The organism is Streptomyces cinereospinus (genome assembly GCF_042430725.1).
GTDB lineage: Bacteria > Actinomycetota > Actinomycetes > Streptomycetales > Streptomycetaceae > Streptomyces > Streptomyces cinereospinus.
Window position 1 is genome coordinate 17,359 of record NZ_JBHMCY010000007.1, and the last position, 16,780, is coordinate 34,138.

The window sequence follows — 16,780 nt, forward strand, 5'->3', positions numbered from 1 at the left end:
GCGGGGCTACGCGAACACGACCGTCCGGCGCCCGTTCAGCAGGATGCGCCGCTCCGCGTGCCACTTCACGGCCCGCGCCAGCGCCTGGCACTCCACGTCCCGCCCGACGCCGACCAGCTGGTCGGGGGTGACGCCGTGGCCCACCCGCTCGACCTCCTGCTCGATGATCGGCCCCTCGTCCAGGTCCGCGGTGACGTAGTGGGCCGTCGCGCCGATCAGCTTCACCCCGCGCGCGTGCGCCTGGTGGTAGGGCTTGGCACCCTTGAAGCTCGGCAGGAACGAGTGGTGGATGTTGATGATCCGGCCGCTCAGCTGCTTGCACAGATCGTCCGACAGCACCTGCATGTACCGGGCCAGCACCACCAGCTCGACCTGCTCGTCCCGGACGATCTCCAGCAGCCGGGCCTCGGCCTCCGCCTTGGTCTCCTTCGTCACCGGCACGTGGTGGAACGGGATCCCGTACGAGCCCACCAGCTCGGCGAAGTCGGTGTGGTTGGACACCACACCGGCGATCTCCACCGGCAGCGCCCCGATCCGCGCCCGGAACAGCAGATCGTTCAGGCAGTGGCCGAACCTGCTGACCATCAGCAGGATGCGCATCTTCTCGTCGGCCCGGTTGATCTGCCATTCCATCTGGAACGAGTCACCGATCGCCGCGAAGCTGGCGCGCAGCTTCTCCACCGTCACCGGCGGCTCGGCCGAGAAGTGGACCCGCATGAAGAACAGTCCCGTGTCATGGTCACCGAACTGCTGGCTGTCCTCGATGTTGCACCCGGTCATGAACAGGTAGCTCGACACGGCGTGCACGATGCCCTGCTTGTCCGGGCAGGACAGGGTGAGAACGTACTGGTCGGCCGGGGCGGCCGCGGCTCGGTTGGACTGCTCGTTCATGCAGCACAGGGTCCCACACGGAACTCGGCGCGCAGAATCCCCAGCCGGGCCCGCGGGTCTACGCCGACCGCGTCAGTATGCGCAGCACCTCCAGCGTGCGGGGCGCCGCGTCCGGGTCCTCCCCGTCGCTGACGGCCATCCGCACGTGCGCGTCCCGGGCCGCGCGCACCGCCTCCGGCCACGCCGGGTGCTCCATGTACGAGGAGACCGGCGCGTCGGGCCCGACCTGGTGCATGATCCGCAGCACCCGCAGCACCGCGGTGTCGACCAGCGCCGCCTCCTGCGAGTCCCGGAATATGGTCCCGACGTACTTCTCGGCGGACCAGTGGTCCAGCCAGGTGTCCTCGACCAGCCGGTACACGGCGTCGGTGACGTCCCCGTACCCCTCGGTGCCCGCCAGCCAGACGTCCCGCTGGAACACCGGATCGGAGAGCATGTGCAGCGCCGAGCGCACGTTGCTGCGCCAGCGCCACCACGGCATGTCGTTCAGAGGCATGGCACCCATCGTGGATGAGCGATGCCCGCGGCGGGAAGAGTTCGCCGAACCTTGTACACCTTGCACACCTTGCACGGTCATCGATCGTACGTTCCTCGCCGCACGCCGTTCACCGGACCCCGTAATTCACCCGGACGTCACCCGCCGGTGGCCGAAGATCACTCACGGGTTAGTGATGTGGCGGAATCGTGCGGGTCCATGACCGGCAGGCGACGCACCCGCAGCACATTCCTCCCCGCCCTCACCAGGCCCGTCAGAGCCCTGCGCGCGGCGGGCGCCCTGCTGGCGTGCGCGTCGCTCGCCGCCGGGTGCGGGATCGTCCCCGGCTTCGCGGGGGGCGTCGGGGACGGCCCGATCACCGTCATGACCTGGGCGCCGCAGGACACCAACGCCACGAACAAGCCCGGCATGCCCGCCCTGGCCCTCGCCTACGCCCGGCACGTCAACGCGAGCGGCGGCATCAACGGGCGCGAGCTGAAGGTCGTGATCTGCAACGACCGCAACGACAGCGTGGACGCCGCGCGGTGCGCCCGCCGCGCGGTCGAGGAGAAGGTCGTCGCGGTCGTCGGCTCCTACAGCCAGTTCACCGACACCTTCTTCCCCATCCTGGAGGGCGCGGGCATCCCGTACATAGGCGGCTACGGCATCACGAACGCCGAGTTCACCAGCCCGCTGTCCTACCCCGTCAACGGCGGCCAGCCCGCGCTGCTGGCCGGCCTCGGCCGGCAGCTCGCCGGCGGCTGCGGCCCGGTCGCCCTGGTCCGGCCGGACACCATCGCGGGCGACGAACTTCCCCACCTGATCAATTCGGGCCTCGAGGCGGGCGGTCACCAGGACGCGGCCGACCTGCGCGCGGCGGAGGACGCCACCGAGTTCTCCGCGCAGTCCCAGCAGGCCCTGGCCCAGGCCACCACGGACGCGGCCGAGCCGGGCTGCGTGGTGCCGGCGCTCGGCGACCGCACCAACACCTTCATGGACTCCTTCCGGCGCGCCCGCCAGGACTACCCCGAGGTGCGCCTGGGCACCGTGCTCGGCAGCGTCGACCAGACGGTCCTCGACGCCACCGGCGGCGCGTCGAGCCCGTACGAGGGGGCGTACATCACCGGCTGGTACCCGGTGGAGACCGACAAGCGCTGGGACGGGATGAAGAGGGTCATCCGCGAGCAGGCCTTCACCGACACCCGGATCGACCCCGCCGACGCGGGCGTGCAGACCACCTGGATCGCGTACACCGTCCTGGCGGCCGTGGTGAAGGCGCTCGGCGACAACGAGGTCTCCTCCGACACGGTACGGCGCACCCTGGACAACGGCTTCAAGGTCACCACGGGCGGGCTCACCCCGACCCTGCGCTGGCAGTTCCAGGACGTGCTGTCCTCCGTGGGCCTCCCGCGCCTGGTCAACACCGACGTGACCCTCCAGGTGGTGCGCGGGGGCCAGCTGGTCGCGGCGCGCCAGGGGTCCATCGACGTGACCGAGACCCTGCGGGGCGCCGACGACCGGGGCTGACCCGGCCGCCTCACCGCCTCACAACTGGGTGGGCCGGCGCTCGGACAGTCCGTAGGTGCGGGCGATCGCGTTCCACAGCTTGGCGGCCTCGGCCTTCTGCGTGCTGGCGATCCCGCTCTGCTGGTTGCCGGCGGCGGTCTGGCCGGTGCTGCCGGCCTGCCCCTTCTTGCAGAGGTTGCCCTTCTCCCCGGCGACCTGGTCGGCCCAGGCCGCGTAGTGGTTGTCGGCGGCCGCGGAGGCCTGCCAGGCCTTGGTGAGCGCGGCGGTCAGCGCGGCGTGCTCGGGCAGCCGGTCGACGTCGAGCCCGGACAGCCGCGTGACCAGGTCGGTGCGCTGCTGGGCCGCGCCGCGCAGGTCCTTGGCGGCCTGGGCGAGGTTGCCGCAGGACTTCACGTCGTCGACGGCGTCGATCACCGTGGCCCGGCTGTCGCCGCTGTCGGCGAGCAGCTCGTCCAGGGCGACGGCCTGCTGCTCGGCCGGGTCGGCGGAGGGCGAGGCGGCGGAGGTCTCGGCGGTCGCGGGGGCCGTGGCGGAGACGGTCTTGGGGTCGTCCTCCGACTCGCCGCCGCCCCCGCCGCCGAGCAGCGCGCCGGCGCCCACGCCGACGACCGCGATGGCGATCCCGCAGGCCACGATGAGCGGCACCTTCGAGCCGGTCCGGCCACCGCCGTCCCGGGCGGCGCGCCGCCCCTGGGCCGGAGCGGGCCCGTCGTACGACGGCTGGGCGGCGGCCTGCGGCTCCTGGTAGCGGGGCATGTGCTGGGTGGCCCCGGCCTGGCCGCCGGCGCCGCCGGACCCGCTGCGGAAGAGGTTGTCGAACTCGGCCGGCGGCTGCCGGTCCCCGTACCCGCCCTGCCCGGACACCGGCGGGAGGTACTGGGTGGCCTCGGCGTCGGCCCCCCGGGCGGCCTGCGGCGGCCCGGCCGGCGCGGCGCCCGGCCGGGCCCGCCCGAGGTACGTCGTGGTCTCGGCGGGCCGGTCGGCGGGCACCGCGGAGGGCATCTCCGGCGGCAGGGCCCCGGGCCCGACCGGCGGGATGTACTGGGTCGCGCCGTCGTCGCCGGGGGCGGGGCCCGAGGCGGCGACGGGCGGCAGGTACTGGGTGGCGCCCTCGTCACCGGCCCCGGCGACGGGCGGCAGGTACTGGGTGGCGCCCTCGTCACCGGCCCCGGCGACGGGCGGCGGGTACGGGGCCGCGCCCTCGGCACCGGGCGCGCCCTGGGCATGGGGGTGGTACGCGGTGCCCGGCACCGGCGGGAGGTACTGCGTGGCACCGTCGGGGTGGGGCGCGGCCGCGACCGGCGGTATGTACGGGGCCGCGCCGCCGGCGGCCGGCGGCAGCGGCGCCGAGGCACCCGGCGCGGGCGGCCGCGCGCCCTGGTCCGGCGCCCCGTGCGTCCCGTACGGCGTCTGCGCACCGCCGTACCGCTGCCCCGGCGCCCCCTCCCGCGGGAGCACTCCCGGCTGGTCCTGCGTGCCCCAGGGGGCCTGCTGCGGCCCGCCCCACGGCCCGGCGGGCGGCGCCGGCCACTCCTGGCCGGGCGCCGGGGCCTGGTCCTCGGGCCGGCCGGGCCCCCAGGACTGCCCCCACTCCTGCCCGCCGGGCGGGGCCGAGGCCGGACCGCCGCCCCGGGCGGCGTGCCGCGGGCCCGCGGGCCCGCCCGTCATACCCGGCAGCAGCGGCTCGCCACCGTCGGAGGGCAGCACGATGCCTTCGCGCGCGGGCCGCGCCGAGGGCTCCTCGCCCTGTCCACTCTGCGTCACCGGGACTCCTACGAATGGGGGACCATCGGAATCGTCGGCTCACGCTACCGGGTCCCCCGAGCCGGTTGCCACGCAGCACGGGACCGGACCTCCTGCCCTGTGACCGCCGTAACAGGACCGGCCCGCGGCACGCTGCTGTGTCACCTCCCGCCCCCCGGGCCCGCGTTCCCCCTGCGTTCACGCACCGGCGGGGCACTTTTCACGCGGCCGTCCGAAGATCCAGCCGCGCCCCGAACTCCCGCACCACGGACTCCTCCTGGAACGGCTCCAGCCGCTGCTGGAGGTCCTCCAGGTACTCGGCGCCCCGGTTGGAGCGCAGGGTCTTCAGCAGCTCCACCGCCTTCAGCCCGGTGTGGCAGGCCTGCTCGATCTCGCGCTGCTGCACCTGTGCCGTGGCGAGCAGCACGTAGCCGATCGCCCGCCGGCGCGCGCGGGACTCGGGGTGGCCGTCGAGGGACTCCCGCGCGCAGCGCGCCGCCGCCTCGGCCTGGCCGAGGTCGCGGTGGCAGTGGGCCAGTTCGTCGGCGAGATAGGCCTCGTCGAAGTGCGCGATCCACGCCGGGTCGTCACCGGAGGCGGCGTCCGCCTGCTCCATGGCGGTCACCGCGCGCCCGCCCGCCGTCTGGGCGGCGCGCGCGTCGCCCAGCAGGGCGTGCCCGCGTGCCTCGGCGGCATGGAACATGGCCTCCGCGCGCGGGGTCACGCGCCCCCGCGCCCCCTCCTGCGCCGCCCGCGCCAGCTGGGCGATCTCGCGCGGGTTGCCGAGCTGCGCGGCCAGGTGGCTCATGGCGGCGGCGAGCACATAGCCGCCGTAGCCGCGGTCACCGGCGGCCTGGGCCAGCCGCAGCGCCTGGATGTAGTAGCGCTGGGCCAGGCCCGGCTGCCCGGTGTCGACCGCCATGTACCCGGCGAGCTCGGTCAGCCGGGCCACCGACGCGAACAGTTCGCGCCCGACGGACTCCCGGTAGGAGCCGGCCAGCAGCCCCGAGACGACGCTGTTGAGGTAGTGCACGACGACCGGGCGCACATGCCCGCTGCCGTACTGGTGGTCCAGGTCGACCAGCGCCTGCGTCATGGCCCGCACGGCCGCCACGTCCGACTGGCCCACACGCGGGCCCGCCGAGCGCGCCACCTGCGCGTCGGGCGTGGAGATCAGCCAGTCGCGGCTCGGCTCGACCAGCGCGGAGGCCGCGACGGACGAACCGGACAGGAAGTCCCGGCGCCCCACGTCGCTGCGCCACAGCTCGCAGACCTGCTCGATGGCTCCCAGTACCGTCGGCGAGAACTGGAGGCCGACGCCCGAGGCGAGGTTCTTGCCGTTGGCCATGCCGATCTCGTCGATCGTGACCGTCCGGCCGAGCTTGCGGCCGAGCGCCTCGGCGATGATCGCCGGCGCGCGTCCGCGCGGCTGCTGTCCGCGCAGCCAGCGGGCCACCGACGTCTTGTCGTAGCGCAGGTCGAGGCCGTGCTCGGCGCCGCACATGTTGACCCGGCGGGCCAGCCCGGCGTTCGAGCACCCCGCTTCCTGGATGAGCGCCTGCAGCCGTTCGTTCGGCTGTCGCGCGACGAGAGGCCTTGCGGCCATGGCGTACCCCCTGAGGCTGCGGTGCCTGCCCGCACACCGAGTTGTCGTGTTCCTCACGGCCGGGACCCGCCGCCGTGGGGCGGAGGTTCCGGCCGTGAAGATCAATGCCCCGCGGGCATACCGACAATGCGAGGCATGTGACGATTGCCGGGGTAAAGGCGGTTGCCGACCCCACATCTGGCTACCCAGGTCCCGCCGCGGATCCTCCTGCGCGCCCCCGGACATGCACCCATGCGCCCCGGATGGCGAATCGATGCTCCTCCCCCGCGCGCGGCCCGGCCGTAACCCGAGGTGGGGCTGGGAGTTGAGTGGAGCGTGGAAGAGACGATCCCGGCCACCGAAGCCGCACAGATTCCGAAGCAGCGCGGGGAATCGCTGCTGGAGACCGCCGTTCGCTACGCCGAGGAGCGTCACTGGGACGTGTTCCCCGGCACCTGGCTGGAAGCCGTCGACGGAATGCAGCGCTGCTCCTGCGGCGACGCCGCGTGCGGTGCGCCGGGGGCGCATCCGGCCCGGCCGGACTGGGCGACGCAGGCGACCGGCAGCGCGACGGTGGCGCGGCGGATGTGGCAGAAGCAGCCGACCGCCTCGATCCTGCTGCCCACGGGCCGGACGTTCGACGCGATCTCCGTGCCGGAGACGGCCGGCTTCCTGGCCCTCGCCCGGATGGAGCGGTTGGAACTGACGCTCGGGCCGGTGACGTCGACCCCGGACCGGCGGATGCAGTTCTTCGTGCTGCCGGGGGCGTCCGCCAAGGTCCCCGAACTGGTGCGGAAGCTGGGCTGGTCGCTCGGGTCGCTCGACCTGGCCGCACTCGGCGAGGGCGAGTACGTCGCCGCTCCCCCCACCCGCTACGGCTCCCGGGGCGCCGTGCAGTGGGCTCGCCGCCCCACCCCCGCGAACCGCTGGCTGCCGGACGCCGAGGAGCTGATCTCCCCCCTCGCGTACGCCTGCGGACGGGACCGCTGACCCGGCCCCACCGCACAACTCGCCCCGCGGGGCGCTCACCTGGACGAGGGGGCACCGGCGGAGGCGGCCGCCGAAGGCGGGAAGGGGTGGCGGCGACGGCCCCGTCCGGTGGCGGTCCGGGAGGGGACGCGGTGGCCCGTCAGTCGCCGGACACCGCCTCCAGGAAGGGTTCGACCGCCGCGCGCCACGCCTCCGGCTGCTCGTGGTGGACGAGGTGGCCGGCGCCGGCGACCTCGGCGTACTCGCCGCGCGGGAGGACGCGGACCATCTCCTGGGCCTCCGCCCGGCCGAGTTCGCCGTCGAGGCCGCGCACCACCAGGGTGGGGCAGCGCACCTGGGCCAGCTCGTCCCAGTGGGCGTCGTACACCCAGGCCTCGCGGGACGTGAGCATCTGCCCGACGTCGAAGACGGGCCGCCAGCCGTCCGCCGACTCGTGCATCACCTCGGCGTAGAACGCCCCGCGGGCCGGACTGGGCCGCTCCAGCCAGGGGTCGTCCTCCCCGAACCACTTGGACACGTCGGCCAGGGTGGCGAAGGGGACGGGCCAGGACTCGAACCACTTGGCCCACTCGCGCTGCGAGGCGGCGCCGAGGGCGGAGGCCCGCATGTCGCAGACGACCAGGCCGCGGACCAGCTCGGGACGTTCGGCGGCGAGCTGCCAGGCGGTCAGCGCGCCCATGCCGTGGCCGATCAGCACGGCGGGCGCGAGGCCGAGCTGCTCCAGGGCGGCCGCGGCGTCGTCGACGTAGGCCGCGCGGGTGTACGCGGCCTGCGGGGGCTTCTCGCTCCGGCCGTGGCCGCGCTGGTCGAGCGCGACGGTCCGGCGGCGTCCGGACAGCCAGCGGGCGGTGGACGCCCAGTGGGAGGCGCGGCCCATCAGGCCGTGCAGCAGCAGCACGCCGGGCGCCGGGGCCCGCCCGGGCGGGTCGGGGTCGGTCCGGGGCGGGTCGGGGTCGGTCCGGGACGGGTCGGCGAACTCCCAGGCCGCGAGGCGTACGCCGCCCACCCCGGTCACGTCGATGCGTCGCGCCATTCGCGCCGGCACCCCCAAGCTCCGCTCGGACCCGCTCGTCCCTGTGCTGGTCGTGCTCTCGTCCCACCGTCCGGCATGCTGCCGTACGCGTCCTGCTCGTCGCAGGGCGCCCCGGGACCGGTTCAGCCTCCGCAGACTACCGAACACGCATTCGAGAATAGGCTTTCTGCGGACAACACCCCTCGTTCGAGTGACGCCGCTCCAGGCATGATCCGGATCCTCCAGGGGAGATCTTCAGCGGGAGGCGGACCGCTCGGGGAAAAACGGTCCGCAGGGGATGACCCTGAGAGCTCGGGGCTCCGGGTCAGCACAGGGGAGGACAGGCCCCGGCGCCGCACGGCGCCGGGGCCCTCCGCTCTCCACCGGCCCATGCGTCACGAGGGAGCCGCCCGCTCAGCGCTTGGCGACGAAGACGTGCGAGGCCACGTCCGACTCCAGTTCCGCCGCCTCGCCGCCGCTGCCCACCAGGACCCCGCCGGCCGACTCCGTCACGCTGACCACCGAACCGGGCTGCACACCCGCCCGGCGCAGCGTGTACATCAGCTGCGCGTCCGTCTGGATCGGCTCGCCGATCCGGCGCACCACGACGGTCTTGCCCTCCAGGCCCGGGTCCAGGTCGGCCAGCGACACCATGCCCGCGTCCAGGAACGGGTCGGCGCCGTCCTTCTCGCCCAGCTCCTCCAGGCCCGGGATGGGGTTTCCGTACGGCGACTCGGTGGGGTGGCGCAGCAGCTCCAGGACCCGGCGCTCCACGGCCTCGCTCATCACGTGCTCCCAGCGACAGGCCTCGGCGTGCACCTGCTCCCACTCCAGGCCGATCACGTCGACGAGCAGGCACTCGGCGAGACGGTGCTTGCGCATCACGCGGGTCGCCAGCCGGCGGCCCTCGTCCGTGAGCTCCAGATGGCGGTCGCTGGCCACGGACACCAGGCCGTCGCGCTCCATCCGCGCCACCGTCTGACTCACCGTCGGCCCGCTCTGGTCGAGCCGCTCGGCGATGCGGGCACGCATGGGGACCACACCTTCCTCTTCCAGCTCAAGGATGGTGCGGAGATACATCTCCGTAGTGTCGATCAGTCCGGACATACGTGCCCCTTGATTAGCTCTGCCGGAGGCTCGACCGCTCTCCGGCGCGTGCGCTGGCCCTGGCTTCAATTCTGCCGGATACCACCGGCAACCGTGTCGCGCCGCCGAAAGCGGGGGGTTACATGCTGATACGTGACGGCCGGGTCCGGCGCGCCCGCGCCGCCCGCCCGGCCGTATTGACATTCACTGGTCCAGACCGCACCGTGATCCGCGACATATGCCTCGGCGCACCCGCCGGAAGCGGACTCGCCGTAAGCGGAGCGAAGGAGCTCGTATGGGCGACAGCACGCCGGCCGACCGGTATCTCGACGCCGCGATCGGCCTGCTGCAACGGGTCCGCGAGGAGGAGGCCGAGGCCGTCGCGGCCGCCGGCGCGCTGCTCGCCGGCACCGTCGCCGCCGGGGGCCGGCTGTTCGCCTTCGGCGCCGGGCACTCCTCGCTCGCCGCGCAGGACGTGGTCTACCGCGCCGGCGGGCTCGCCCTGATGAACCTGCTCGCCGTGCCCGGGGTCGTCGGCGTCGACGTGATGCCCGCGACGCTCGGCTCCGCCCTGGAGCACGTCGACGGCCTCGCCACCGCGGTGCTGGCGTCCTCGCCGCTGCGCGCCGGGGACGCCCTGGTGATCATCTCGCTCTCCGGCCGCAACGCCCTGCCCGTCGAGATGGCGAGCACCGCCCGCGCCCGCGGCGTGCGGGTCATCGGCGTGACCTCGGTGGCGTACGCCTCCGAGACGACGTCCCGGCACGCCTCCGGGACGTTCCTGAAGGACCACTGCGACGTCGTCCTCGACTCGAAGATCGCCGTCGGCGACGCCGAACTCACCCACGACGGCGTGCCCGCCCCCTTCGCCCCCGCCTCCGGGGCGGTCACCGCCGCCCTGCTCCAGGCGGTCATGGCCACGGCGGCCGTCGACCTCGCCGAGCGGGGCGTCGAGCCCCCGCTGCTGCGGTCGAACAACGTCGACGGCGGCCTCGACTGGAACGCGCGGCTGCTGGAGCGGTACCGGGACCGGATCTTCTACCGGCAGTGAGGCCCGCACCACCTGGCCCGCGCCGCCGGGCCGGTCCAGGCGGCCGGTCCAGGCAGCCGGTCCAGACGCGCAGTCGGGGCGCTCGGCCCGGGCGGTCCGCCAGGAGCCCCGCCAGGTCAAGGGCCGCCGCGATCCGCCAGAAGCCCCGCCAGATCAGCCCGGGCGGTCCGCCAGGAGCCCCGCCAGGTCCAGCGCCGCCGCGATCCGCACGGCCACGTCCTCCGCGTACACCGTGTCCGAGCGTTCGAAGGCGCTCCGCCCGCTGCCGCGCAGGAAGGTGACGACGCCGAGCGTCCGGCCCCGGCTGCGCAGCACCGCGCACAGGGCGTGCACCGCGTCGGCCGGCCACTGCCGGGCCAGCGCCCACGCGCGCGCCTGCTCGGGGGGCACCCTGCCGACGCTCGCGCGCACCGTGCCGATCCGCTCCACGCACTGCAACGCCGGATGCCCCTCGCCGTACCGCGTCGGCAGGCCGGCCCGGCCCGCGAGCAGGCTCGGCCCCGGCGCTCCCGAGGGCGTGCCCGCCACCCGCACCAGCCGGACCGCGGCGGCGGACTCGGCGTCGGACAGCGCGCCGCCCGCCACCCGGTCGATCAGCGCGTGGTCGGCGAAGCCGGCCAGCGCGAAGTCCAGATGGACGGTCGCCGCCTCCGCCGGGTCCTCGCACTCGGCGGCCGCGCGGGCGGCCCGGTGCAGCTGGTTGCCGCGGAACCGCAGCAGCGCCGCCTCCTGCTCGCCCTGCTTGGCCTCGGTCACGTCCTGGAACAGCCAGCCCACCCCGAGCGGCACCGGTTCCTCCGCCAGCGGCGAGGCCAGCCGCAGGAAGCCGCTGCGCCAGCAGCGCCGCTTCTCGCCCTCCGGCGTGCGCACGCTCACCCACATCTCGGCGGGGGCGGGCGGCGCGCCCTCCGCCAGCACGTGCGTCAGCGCGCTCTCCAGCTCCTCCACGCCCTGCGCGAGCAGCTCCCCGAGCGGCCGCCCCAGCACCGACGTACGCCCGATGCCCAGGGCACGGGCGGCGTGCGCGTTGATCACGGCGGGCCGCAGGTCGGCGTCGACGAGGACGACACCCCAGCCGGCGTCCTCGAACAGCGCCTCGCTCAGCGCGATGGACCGCTCCAGGTCGATCTGCGTGTGCACCTCGCTGAAGGCGCAGTAGACCCCCGCGGGCTTGCCGTCCGGCCCGCGCACGGCCGCCGACTGCGTCCGCACCAGCACCCGGCCGCCGTCCTTGGTCAGCAGCGCGAACTCGTGCACCTGGCGGCCCGGCGCGTGCATGGCGGACATCAGCCGCCCCTCGACCTCCTCGGCGTCGGCGCTGCGCACCGCCCACCCGGCGAAGCCGTGCCGGCCCACCGCCTCCTGTGCCGTCCAGCCGAGGATCCGCTCCGCCTCGCGGTTCCAGTGCGTCACCAGGCCGTCGGCGTCGAAGGCGCACAGCGCCGCGTCCATGCCGTCCAGCAGGGCGGCGAGCAGATCCGAACCGCCCGAGCCCTCCGGGCCGTCCGGCCCGGGCTCGTCCGGTCCGAGTTCGTCCGTGGTCCCACTACGCCGGGAAGCACTCACCTGGACCCCCTGCAGGCTGCGTCAGCACGAACGGCGCGTCGGCTCGCTCACTGCCATCATTCAACTTGAACGTGACGCAGCCCACATATGGTTCCCGCAAGATTGCAGGAATCGGTGGGCAGGCGGAACCGCACGACAACCGCCAGCTAACTGTCGACGACAGGAAGCCGCAGGTCAACCCACTCGCCCCGGCCCTCGGGCAGCACATACCGGTCGACCTCGGCGAACCCGTGCGACTCGGCGAACCGCAGACCGTCCCGGTCGGCCGCCAGCACGCGCGTCCCGACCTCGCCGGCGCCCAGTGCGCGCGCGTGCGCGAGCCCGTCGTCGTAGAGCACCCGCCCGACTCCCCGGCCCCGCCACTCGGGCAGCACCCGGGCGATCACCGTCACCGCCTCCCCGTCCCGCGCGGCCGGCCGTACGGTCGAGCAGCCCACGAGCGCCTCGCCGACGTAGGCGTTGCGCAGCCGGTGCCGGGCGCCGCGGTCGCGTGCCTCGTCCAGGGAGAGCGCGGCGGGCGGCACCACGGCGTTGTGCACGTGCCGCCACTGTTCGAGCATCCGCCCGTCCGCGACGGCCTCGACGCGCACCCCGGCGACGGGCCCGCGCCGCGCGTACACCTCCAGCTCGATCCTCATGCGCGCGTCGGCCAGCCCGCACACCATCATCGTCGCGGCCGGCCGCACCTGCCCGAAGACCCGGCGCAGCACCGGCCAGCACGGCTCGAAGTCGTCCCGCTCGGGCAGCAGGTACCGCACCCGGACCACGTCGGCGAAGGTGCAGCCCGCCCCGGCCAGCGCCGCGCCGACGTTGCGCAGGCACTGCTCGGCCTGCTCCACCACGTCGTCGGAGACGGTCATGGTCGCGTAGTCGAAGCCGGTGGTGCCGGACACGTGCACCCAGTCACCGTCCACGACGGCCCGCGCGTACCCGATCCGCTCCTCGAACACCGACCCGCTGAACACCGCTTGCCGCTTGCCCATGCCCGGCACGCTAACGCTCCGTGTCCACCGTGTCACCGATGGTCCGGGTGTCCCCCGGTCACGTCACCGGGGTCGCCCAGGTGACGGGAAAAAACGGTTGATGCGGCGCCGGGCACTTCCTATGGTGGCACGTACACGAGAAGGGAGGTGGTTCGGCAGATGTGTGAATACCGGACGCGTGAGGTGGCTGCGGGCTAGCGGCCCGTCACCCCACTGTGCGGTGCCGGACCAGCACGTGAAAGGCGCGTGCAGCCGGCCCCATTCCCAGCAGTCACCCGACCCGCGAGTCGCCGGTACGTCCGGCCGGCTCCTCCCCGGAGGAACCAGACTCGCGGGTCGCCTGCGTTCAGGGGGAGGTGTCCGCCGTCACGGTGCGATGCCGGCGTGGCCCGCGATGGCGCGCGGGTCGCGGGGGCCCGGACCGACGTAGCGGGCGGACGGGCGGACCAGGCGGCCGGTGCGCTTCTGCTCCAGGATGTGGGCGGACCAGCCCGCCGTGCGGGCGCAGGTGAACATCGACGTGAACATGGGGGCCGGGACCTCGGCGAAGTCCAGCACGACGGCGGCCCAGAACTCGACGTTCGTGGCCAGCACCCGGTCGGGACGGCGGTTGTGCAGCTCCTCCAGGGCCGCCTTCTCCAGGGCCTCGGCGACCTCGAAGCGGGGGGCGCCCAGTTCGCGGGCGGTGCGGCGCAGGACGCGGGCCCGGGGGTCCTCGGCGCGGTAGACGCGGTGGCCGAAGCCCATGAGGCGTTCGCCCCGGTCCAGGGCCTGCTTGACGTAGGCCTCGGCGTCGCCGGTGCGTTCGATCTCCTCGATCATGCCGAGGACACGCGAGGGGGCGCCGCCGTGCAGCGGGCCGCTCATGGCTCCGACGGCGCCGGAGAGCGCCGCCGCCACGTCCGCGCCGGTGGACGCGATGACCCGGGCGGTGAAGGTGGAGGCGTTCATGCCGTGTTCGGCGGCGCTGGTCCAGTAGGCGTCGACGGCCGCCACGTGCCGGGGGTCCGGCTCGCCGCGCCAGCGGATCATGAAGCGCTCGACGACGGACCGGGCCTTGTCGATCTCGCGCTGCGGGACCATGGGCCGGCCCTGGCCGCGGGCGGACTGGGCGACGTAGGAGAGGGCCATGACGGCGGCGCGGGCGAGGTCCTCGCGGGCCTGCTCGGCGTCGATGTCCAGCAGGGGCTTCAGGCCCCACACCGGCGCGAGCATCGCCAGGGCCGACTGGACGTCCACCCGGACGTCGCCGGAGTGCACCGGGATGGGGAACGGCTCGGCGGGCGGCAGCCCGGGGTCGAAGGCGCCGTCGACGAGCAGCCCCCAGACGTTGCCGAACGAGACCTGGCCGACCAGGTCCTCGATGTCGACGCCCCGGTACCGGAGGGCGCCGCCCTCCTTGTCCGGTTCGGCGATCTCCGTCTCGAACGCGACGACTCCCTCGAGTCCGGGTACGAAGTCGGACATCAGGCGGCTCCTCGGATGGGTGCGACGGGCTGTGGTGGGCCACGGGTGCGGTGCGGCGCCCCGTGCGGGACCGGCGGCGACCGGGGACCGGTGACCGGGGTGGCGACCGTGTTCCAGCTGGTGAACGGCTGATCGCCCGGAGGATCCACGGCCGGCGGGCGACTCGCGGTCCTGGGCGGTCACCGGGGTGATGCCCCGCGGGGCGCGCGGTCACCCGGCCGGAACGTCATCCGCACGATATCCCCGGGTGCCACCCTTGGGGAGAGGTGACGGCACTCAGTGCCAGCGCGTGACGAACACCACCTGCCGGACGGCCCCCGCGGATACGGCAAGATGACCGGGTGACCGACGAAGACGCCCTGCCCGCGGCGCCCGATCCCGCCGCGATGCGCAAGCACTACCGGACGGAGGGGCTCTCCGAGACGGAGCTGGCCGCCACCCCGGTCGAACAGTTCGCGCGCTGGTTCCGCCAGGCCGCGACGGAGGGCCGGCTGTTCGAGCCGAACGCCATGGTGGTCTCGACGGCCGACGCGGCGGGCCGGCCCAGCTCCCGCACGGTGCTGCTGAAGCACTTCGACGACACCGGCTTCGTCTTCTACACCAACTACGACTCCCCCAAGGCCCGCGACCTGGCCGCGAACCCGTACGTCTCGCTGCTGTTCCCCTGGTACCCGATGGCCCGCCAGGTCATCGTCACGGGCGTCGCGCGGCGCACCGGCCGGGACGAGACCGCCGCGTACTTCCGCAGCCGCCCGCACGGGTCCCGGCTGGGCGCCTGGGCCAGCGCCCAGTCCACGGTGATCGCCACCCGCGCCGACCTCGACGCCGCCTACGCCGGGCTGGCCGCCCGCTACCCGGAGGGCGAGCAGGTCCCGGTCCCGCCGAACTGGGGCGGTTTCCGGGTGGCGCCGCAGTCGGTGGAGTTCTGGCAGGGCCGCGAGAACCGCCTCCACGACCGCCTGCGGTACGTGGCCCGGCCGGACGGCGGCTGGCGGGTGGAGCGGCTCAGCCCCTGAGGACCGGGGCGCCCGGCTCAGCCCAGCGCCGCGTCCAGCAGGTCGGCCCACTGGGCGACGACCCGTTCACGGCGCGGGCCGTCGTCGGTGAGGAGGTTGGCGAGGCCGAGGCCGCGGGCCATGTCGAGCAGGCCCTGGACCGTCTCGCGGGCGCCGGGGCGGGTCTCGTCGGCGGCCAGCAGGTCGACGGCGATGCGGTGCGTCTCGCGGCCGACGCGGGCCTCCAGTTCGGTGACGCGGGGGCGCAGCTGGTCCTCGTTGGAGGCGGCGACCCACAGGTGCAGGGCGGCCCGGAACAGCGGCCCCGTGTAGAGGTCGACCAGGGCGGCGACGACGGCCCTGCGGTCGCCGGCCGCGCCCTGCGGGAACAGGGCCCGCAGGGCGGTCGAGCGTTCCTCCGCGACGTACTCCACCGCCGCCGTGAAGAGGTCCTCGCGGGTCGGGAAGTGGTGCTGGGCGGCGCCGCGGGAGACGCCGGCGCGTTCGGCGACGACGGCGACCGTCGAGCCCGCCCAGCCGTGTTCGGCCAGGCAGGCCACGGCGGCTTCCAGGAGCCGCTGCCGGGTGGCCCGGCTGCGGTCCTGCTTGGGCACGCGGTCGACGCGGTCCACGGCGGTGCCCGTCGCGACCGCGTCGACCGGGTTCACAGCACCCATGGAGCATCCCGTCGTTCGAGGAAGGCCGTCATGCCCTCGCGGGCGTCGGCGGAGGCGAACATCCGGGCCGAGAGGGCGGTCAGCTCCGCCGCGTCCCGGTCGAACGTCTCCAGCACCTTAGCCGTGAGCAGCCGTTTCGTCTCGGCCAGGGCCCGCGGTGAGGAGCACCGCAGGCCGTCCAGGACCGGTTCGAGTACGGCGTCGGCGTCGTCGCCGGCCGCGGTGAGCAGGCCGATCCGGGCCGCCTCGGCGGCGTCGAAGCGTTCGCCGGTGAGGGCGTAGCGGGCCAGGGCGCGCGGGTCGGCGCGGGGCAGCAGCGGCAGGGAGATGACCGCGGGGGCGACGCCGATGCGCACCTCCGTGAAGGCGAAGGTGGCCGTGGCGGAGGCGGCGGCGATGTCGCAGGCGCCGAGCAGGCCGAGGCCGCCCGCGCGGACGTGGCCGGTGACGCGGGCGACGACGGGCCGGGGCAGCTCGGCGATCTGCCGGAGCAGGGCCACCAGGGCGCCGGGGGCGGGCGGGTCGCGCAGGTCGGCGCCGGCGCAGAAGGTGGTGCCGGTGTGGGTGAGGACGACCGCGCGGACGCCGGTGTCCGTGCCGCAGCCGGCCAGCGCGCCGGCGAGTTCGCCGACGACCGCGGCCGGCAGGGCGTTGCGGTTGGCCGGGGAGTCGAGGGTGAGCGTCTCGACGCCCCGCGCGCGGCTGCTCGGCGTCGAGTGCGGCGAGCCTGCC

At 74.7% G+C, this 16,780-nt stretch carries 14 protein-coding genes and 1 pseudogene; 4 read left to right on the plus strand and 11 right to left on the minus strand.

Going from position 1 to position 16,780, the window contains the following annotated elements; all coding sequences use genetic code 11:
* Positions 1-6: 6 nt before the first annotated feature.
* The gene (gene purU / locus ACFF45_RS05255; protein ID WP_381342509.1) at positions 7-891 is read right to left on the minus strand and encodes a formyltetrahydrofolate deformylase; all 885 of its coding nucleotides are present in this window, start codon (positions 889-891) and stop codon (positions 7-9) included.
* Positions 892-949: 58 nt separating this feature from the next.
* Positions 950-1,468, minus strand: a complete 519-nt coding sequence (locus tag ACFF45_RS05260; protein ID WP_381342512.1) for an SCO4402 family protein — start codon at positions 1,466-1,468, stop codon at positions 950-952.
* A gap of 117 nt (positions 1,469-1,585) precedes the next feature.
* On the opposite strand from ACFF45_RS05260, the gene ACFF45_RS05265 reads away from it, so the two are divergent.
* Complete coding sequence (locus tag ACFF45_RS05265) at positions 1,586-2,893, plus strand: ABC transporter substrate-binding protein (RefSeq protein WP_381342515.1); 1,308 nt, start codon at positions 1,586-1,588, stop codon at positions 2,891-2,893.
* A gap of 18 nt (positions 2,894-2,911) precedes the next feature.
* Here the strand turns inward: ACFF45_RS05265 and ACFF45_RS05270 are convergent, their stop codons facing one another.
* Both ACFF45_RS05270 and ACFF45_RS05275 read right to left on the minus strand, forming a co-directional pair.
* Positions 2,912-4,657, minus strand: coding sequence for a hypothetical protein (locus ACFF45_RS05270; protein WP_381342518.1), 1,746 nt, complete (start codon positions 4,655-4,657; stop codon positions 2,912-2,914).
* 199 nt (positions 4,658-4,856) lie between these two features.
* Positions 4,857-6,242, minus strand: coding sequence for an NsdA family TPR-like regulatory protein (locus tag ACFF45_RS05275; protein ID WP_381342522.1), 1,386 nt, complete (start codon positions 6,240-6,242; stop codon positions 4,857-4,859).
* 315 nt (positions 6,243-6,557) lie between these two features.
* Here ACFF45_RS05275 and ACFF45_RS05280 point away from each other — a divergent pair, with 315 nt between their 5' ends.
* Positions 6,558-7,211: a bifunctional DNA primase/polymerase gene (locus ACFF45_RS05280; protein WP_381342525.1), complete on the plus strand. Its 654-nt coding sequence runs from the start codon at positions 6,558-6,560 to the stop codon at positions 7,209-7,211.
* 139 nt (positions 7,212-7,350) lie between these two features.
* On the opposite strand, the gene ACFF45_RS05285 is transcribed toward ACFF45_RS05280, so the two are convergent.
* Positions 7,351-8,244 (minus strand): alpha/beta fold hydrolase, encoded by an 894-nt coding sequence (locus ACFF45_RS05285; RefSeq protein WP_381342528.1) that lies wholly within the window; start codon positions 8,242-8,244, stop codon positions 7,351-7,353.
* Positions 8,245-8,637: 393 nt separating this feature from the next.
* Entirely contained in the window at positions 8,638-9,330 is a 693-nt protein-coding gene (locus ACFF45_RS05290; RefSeq protein ID WP_381342531.1) for an iron-dependent transcriptional repressor DtxR, read from the minus strand.
* Between the two features lie 274 nt (positions 9,331-9,604).
* Between ACFF45_RS05290 and ACFF45_RS05295 the strand changes: the two genes are divergently transcribed.
* Complete coding sequence (locus ACFF45_RS05295; RefSeq protein ID WP_381342533.1) at positions 9,605-10,360, plus strand: SIS domain-containing protein; 756 nt, start codon at positions 9,605-9,607, stop codon at positions 10,358-10,360.
* 153 nt (positions 10,361-10,513) lie between these two features.
* Here the strand turns inward: ACFF45_RS05295 and ACFF45_RS05300 are convergent, their stop codons facing one another.
* The 3 genes from ACFF45_RS05300 to ACFF45_RS05310 all read right to left on the minus strand — a co-directional run bounded on the left by ACFF45_RS05300 (position 10,514) and on the right by ACFF45_RS05310 (position 14,376).
* A complete protein-coding gene (locus ACFF45_RS05300; protein ID WP_381342536.1) occupies positions 10,514-11,926 on the minus strand; it encodes a PAS domain-containing protein in 1,413 nt (470 codons plus the stop codon).
* A gap of 146 nt (positions 11,927-12,072) precedes the next feature.
* Positions 12,073-12,909: a GNAT family N-acetyltransferase gene (locus ACFF45_RS05305; protein WP_381342539.1), complete on the minus strand. Its 837-nt coding sequence runs from the start codon at positions 12,907-12,909 to the stop codon at positions 12,073-12,075.
* Between the two features lie 366 nt (positions 12,910-13,275).
* Entirely contained in the window at positions 13,276-14,376 is a 1,101-nt protein-coding gene (locus tag ACFF45_RS05310; protein WP_381342542.1) for a citrate synthase 2, read from the minus strand.
* A 341-nt stretch (positions 14,377-14,717) separates the two neighbouring features.
* Between ACFF45_RS05310 and pdxH the strand changes: the two genes are divergently transcribed.
* The gene (gene pdxH, locus ACFF45_RS05315; RefSeq protein ID WP_381342545.1) at positions 14,718-15,392 is read left to right on the plus strand and encodes a pyridoxamine 5'-phosphate oxidase; all 675 of its coding nucleotides are present in this window, start codon (positions 14,718-14,720) and stop codon (positions 15,390-15,392) included.
* Between the two features lie 17 nt (positions 15,393-15,409).
* Here pdxH and ACFF45_RS05320 read toward each other — a convergent pair whose 3' ends face one another.
* Complete coding sequence (locus ACFF45_RS05320; RefSeq protein ID WP_381342547.1) at positions 15,410-16,048, minus strand: TetR/AcrR family transcriptional regulator; 639 nt, start codon at positions 16,046-16,048, stop codon at positions 15,410-15,412.
* A pseudogene (locus ACFF45_RS05325) lies at positions 16,036-16,752 on the minus strand (enoyl-CoA hydratase family protein); the annotation flags it as partial. The pseudogene ACFF45_RS05325 and the gene ACFF45_RS05320, both read right to left, overlap by 13 nt.
* Positions 16,753-16,780: the final 28 nt, after the last annotated feature.

Excerpts from the sequence above, each read along its gene's own strand:
- ACFF45_RS05310 (WP_381342542.1), bottom strand. The coding sequence starts at position 14,376 with ATGTCCGACTTCGTACCCGGACTCGAGGGAGTCGTCGCGTTCGAGACG.
- ACFF45_RS05295 (WP_381342533.1), top strand. The coding sequence starts at position 9,605 with ATGGGCGACAGCACGCCGGCCGACCGGTATCTCGACGCCGCGATCGGC.
- ACFF45_RS05275 (WP_381342522.1), bottom strand. The coding sequence starts at position 6,242 with ATGGCCGCAAGGCCTCTCGTCGCGCGACAGCCGAACGAACGGCTGCAG.
- ACFF45_RS05265 (WP_381342515.1), top strand. The coding sequence starts at position 1,586 with ATGACCGGCAGGCGACGCACCCGCAGCACATTCCTCCCCGCCCTCACC.
- ACFF45_RS05260 (WP_381342512.1), bottom strand. The coding sequence starts at position 1,468 with ATGACCGTGCAAGGTGTGCAAGGTGTACAAGGTTCGGCGAACTCTTCC.
- ACFF45_RS05285 (WP_381342528.1), bottom strand. The coding sequence starts at position 8,244 with ATGGCGCGACGCATCGACGTGACCGGGGTGGGCGGCGTACGCCTCGCG.
- ACFF45_RS05305 (WP_381342539.1), bottom strand. The coding sequence starts at position 12,909 with ATGGGCAAGCGGCAAGCGGTGTTCAGCGGGTCGGTGTTCGAGGAGCGG.
- ACFF45_RS05290 (WP_381342531.1), bottom strand. The coding sequence starts at position 9,330 with ATGTCCGGACTGATCGACACTACGGAGATGTATCTCCGCACCATCCTT.
- purU (WP_381342509.1), bottom strand. The coding sequence starts at position 891 with ATGAACGAGCAGTCCAACCGAGCCGCGGCCGCCCCGGCCGACCAGTAC.
- ACFF45_RS05320 (WP_381342547.1), bottom strand. The coding sequence starts at position 16,048 with ATGGGTGCTGTGAACCCGGTCGACGCGGTCGCGACGGGCACCGCCGTG.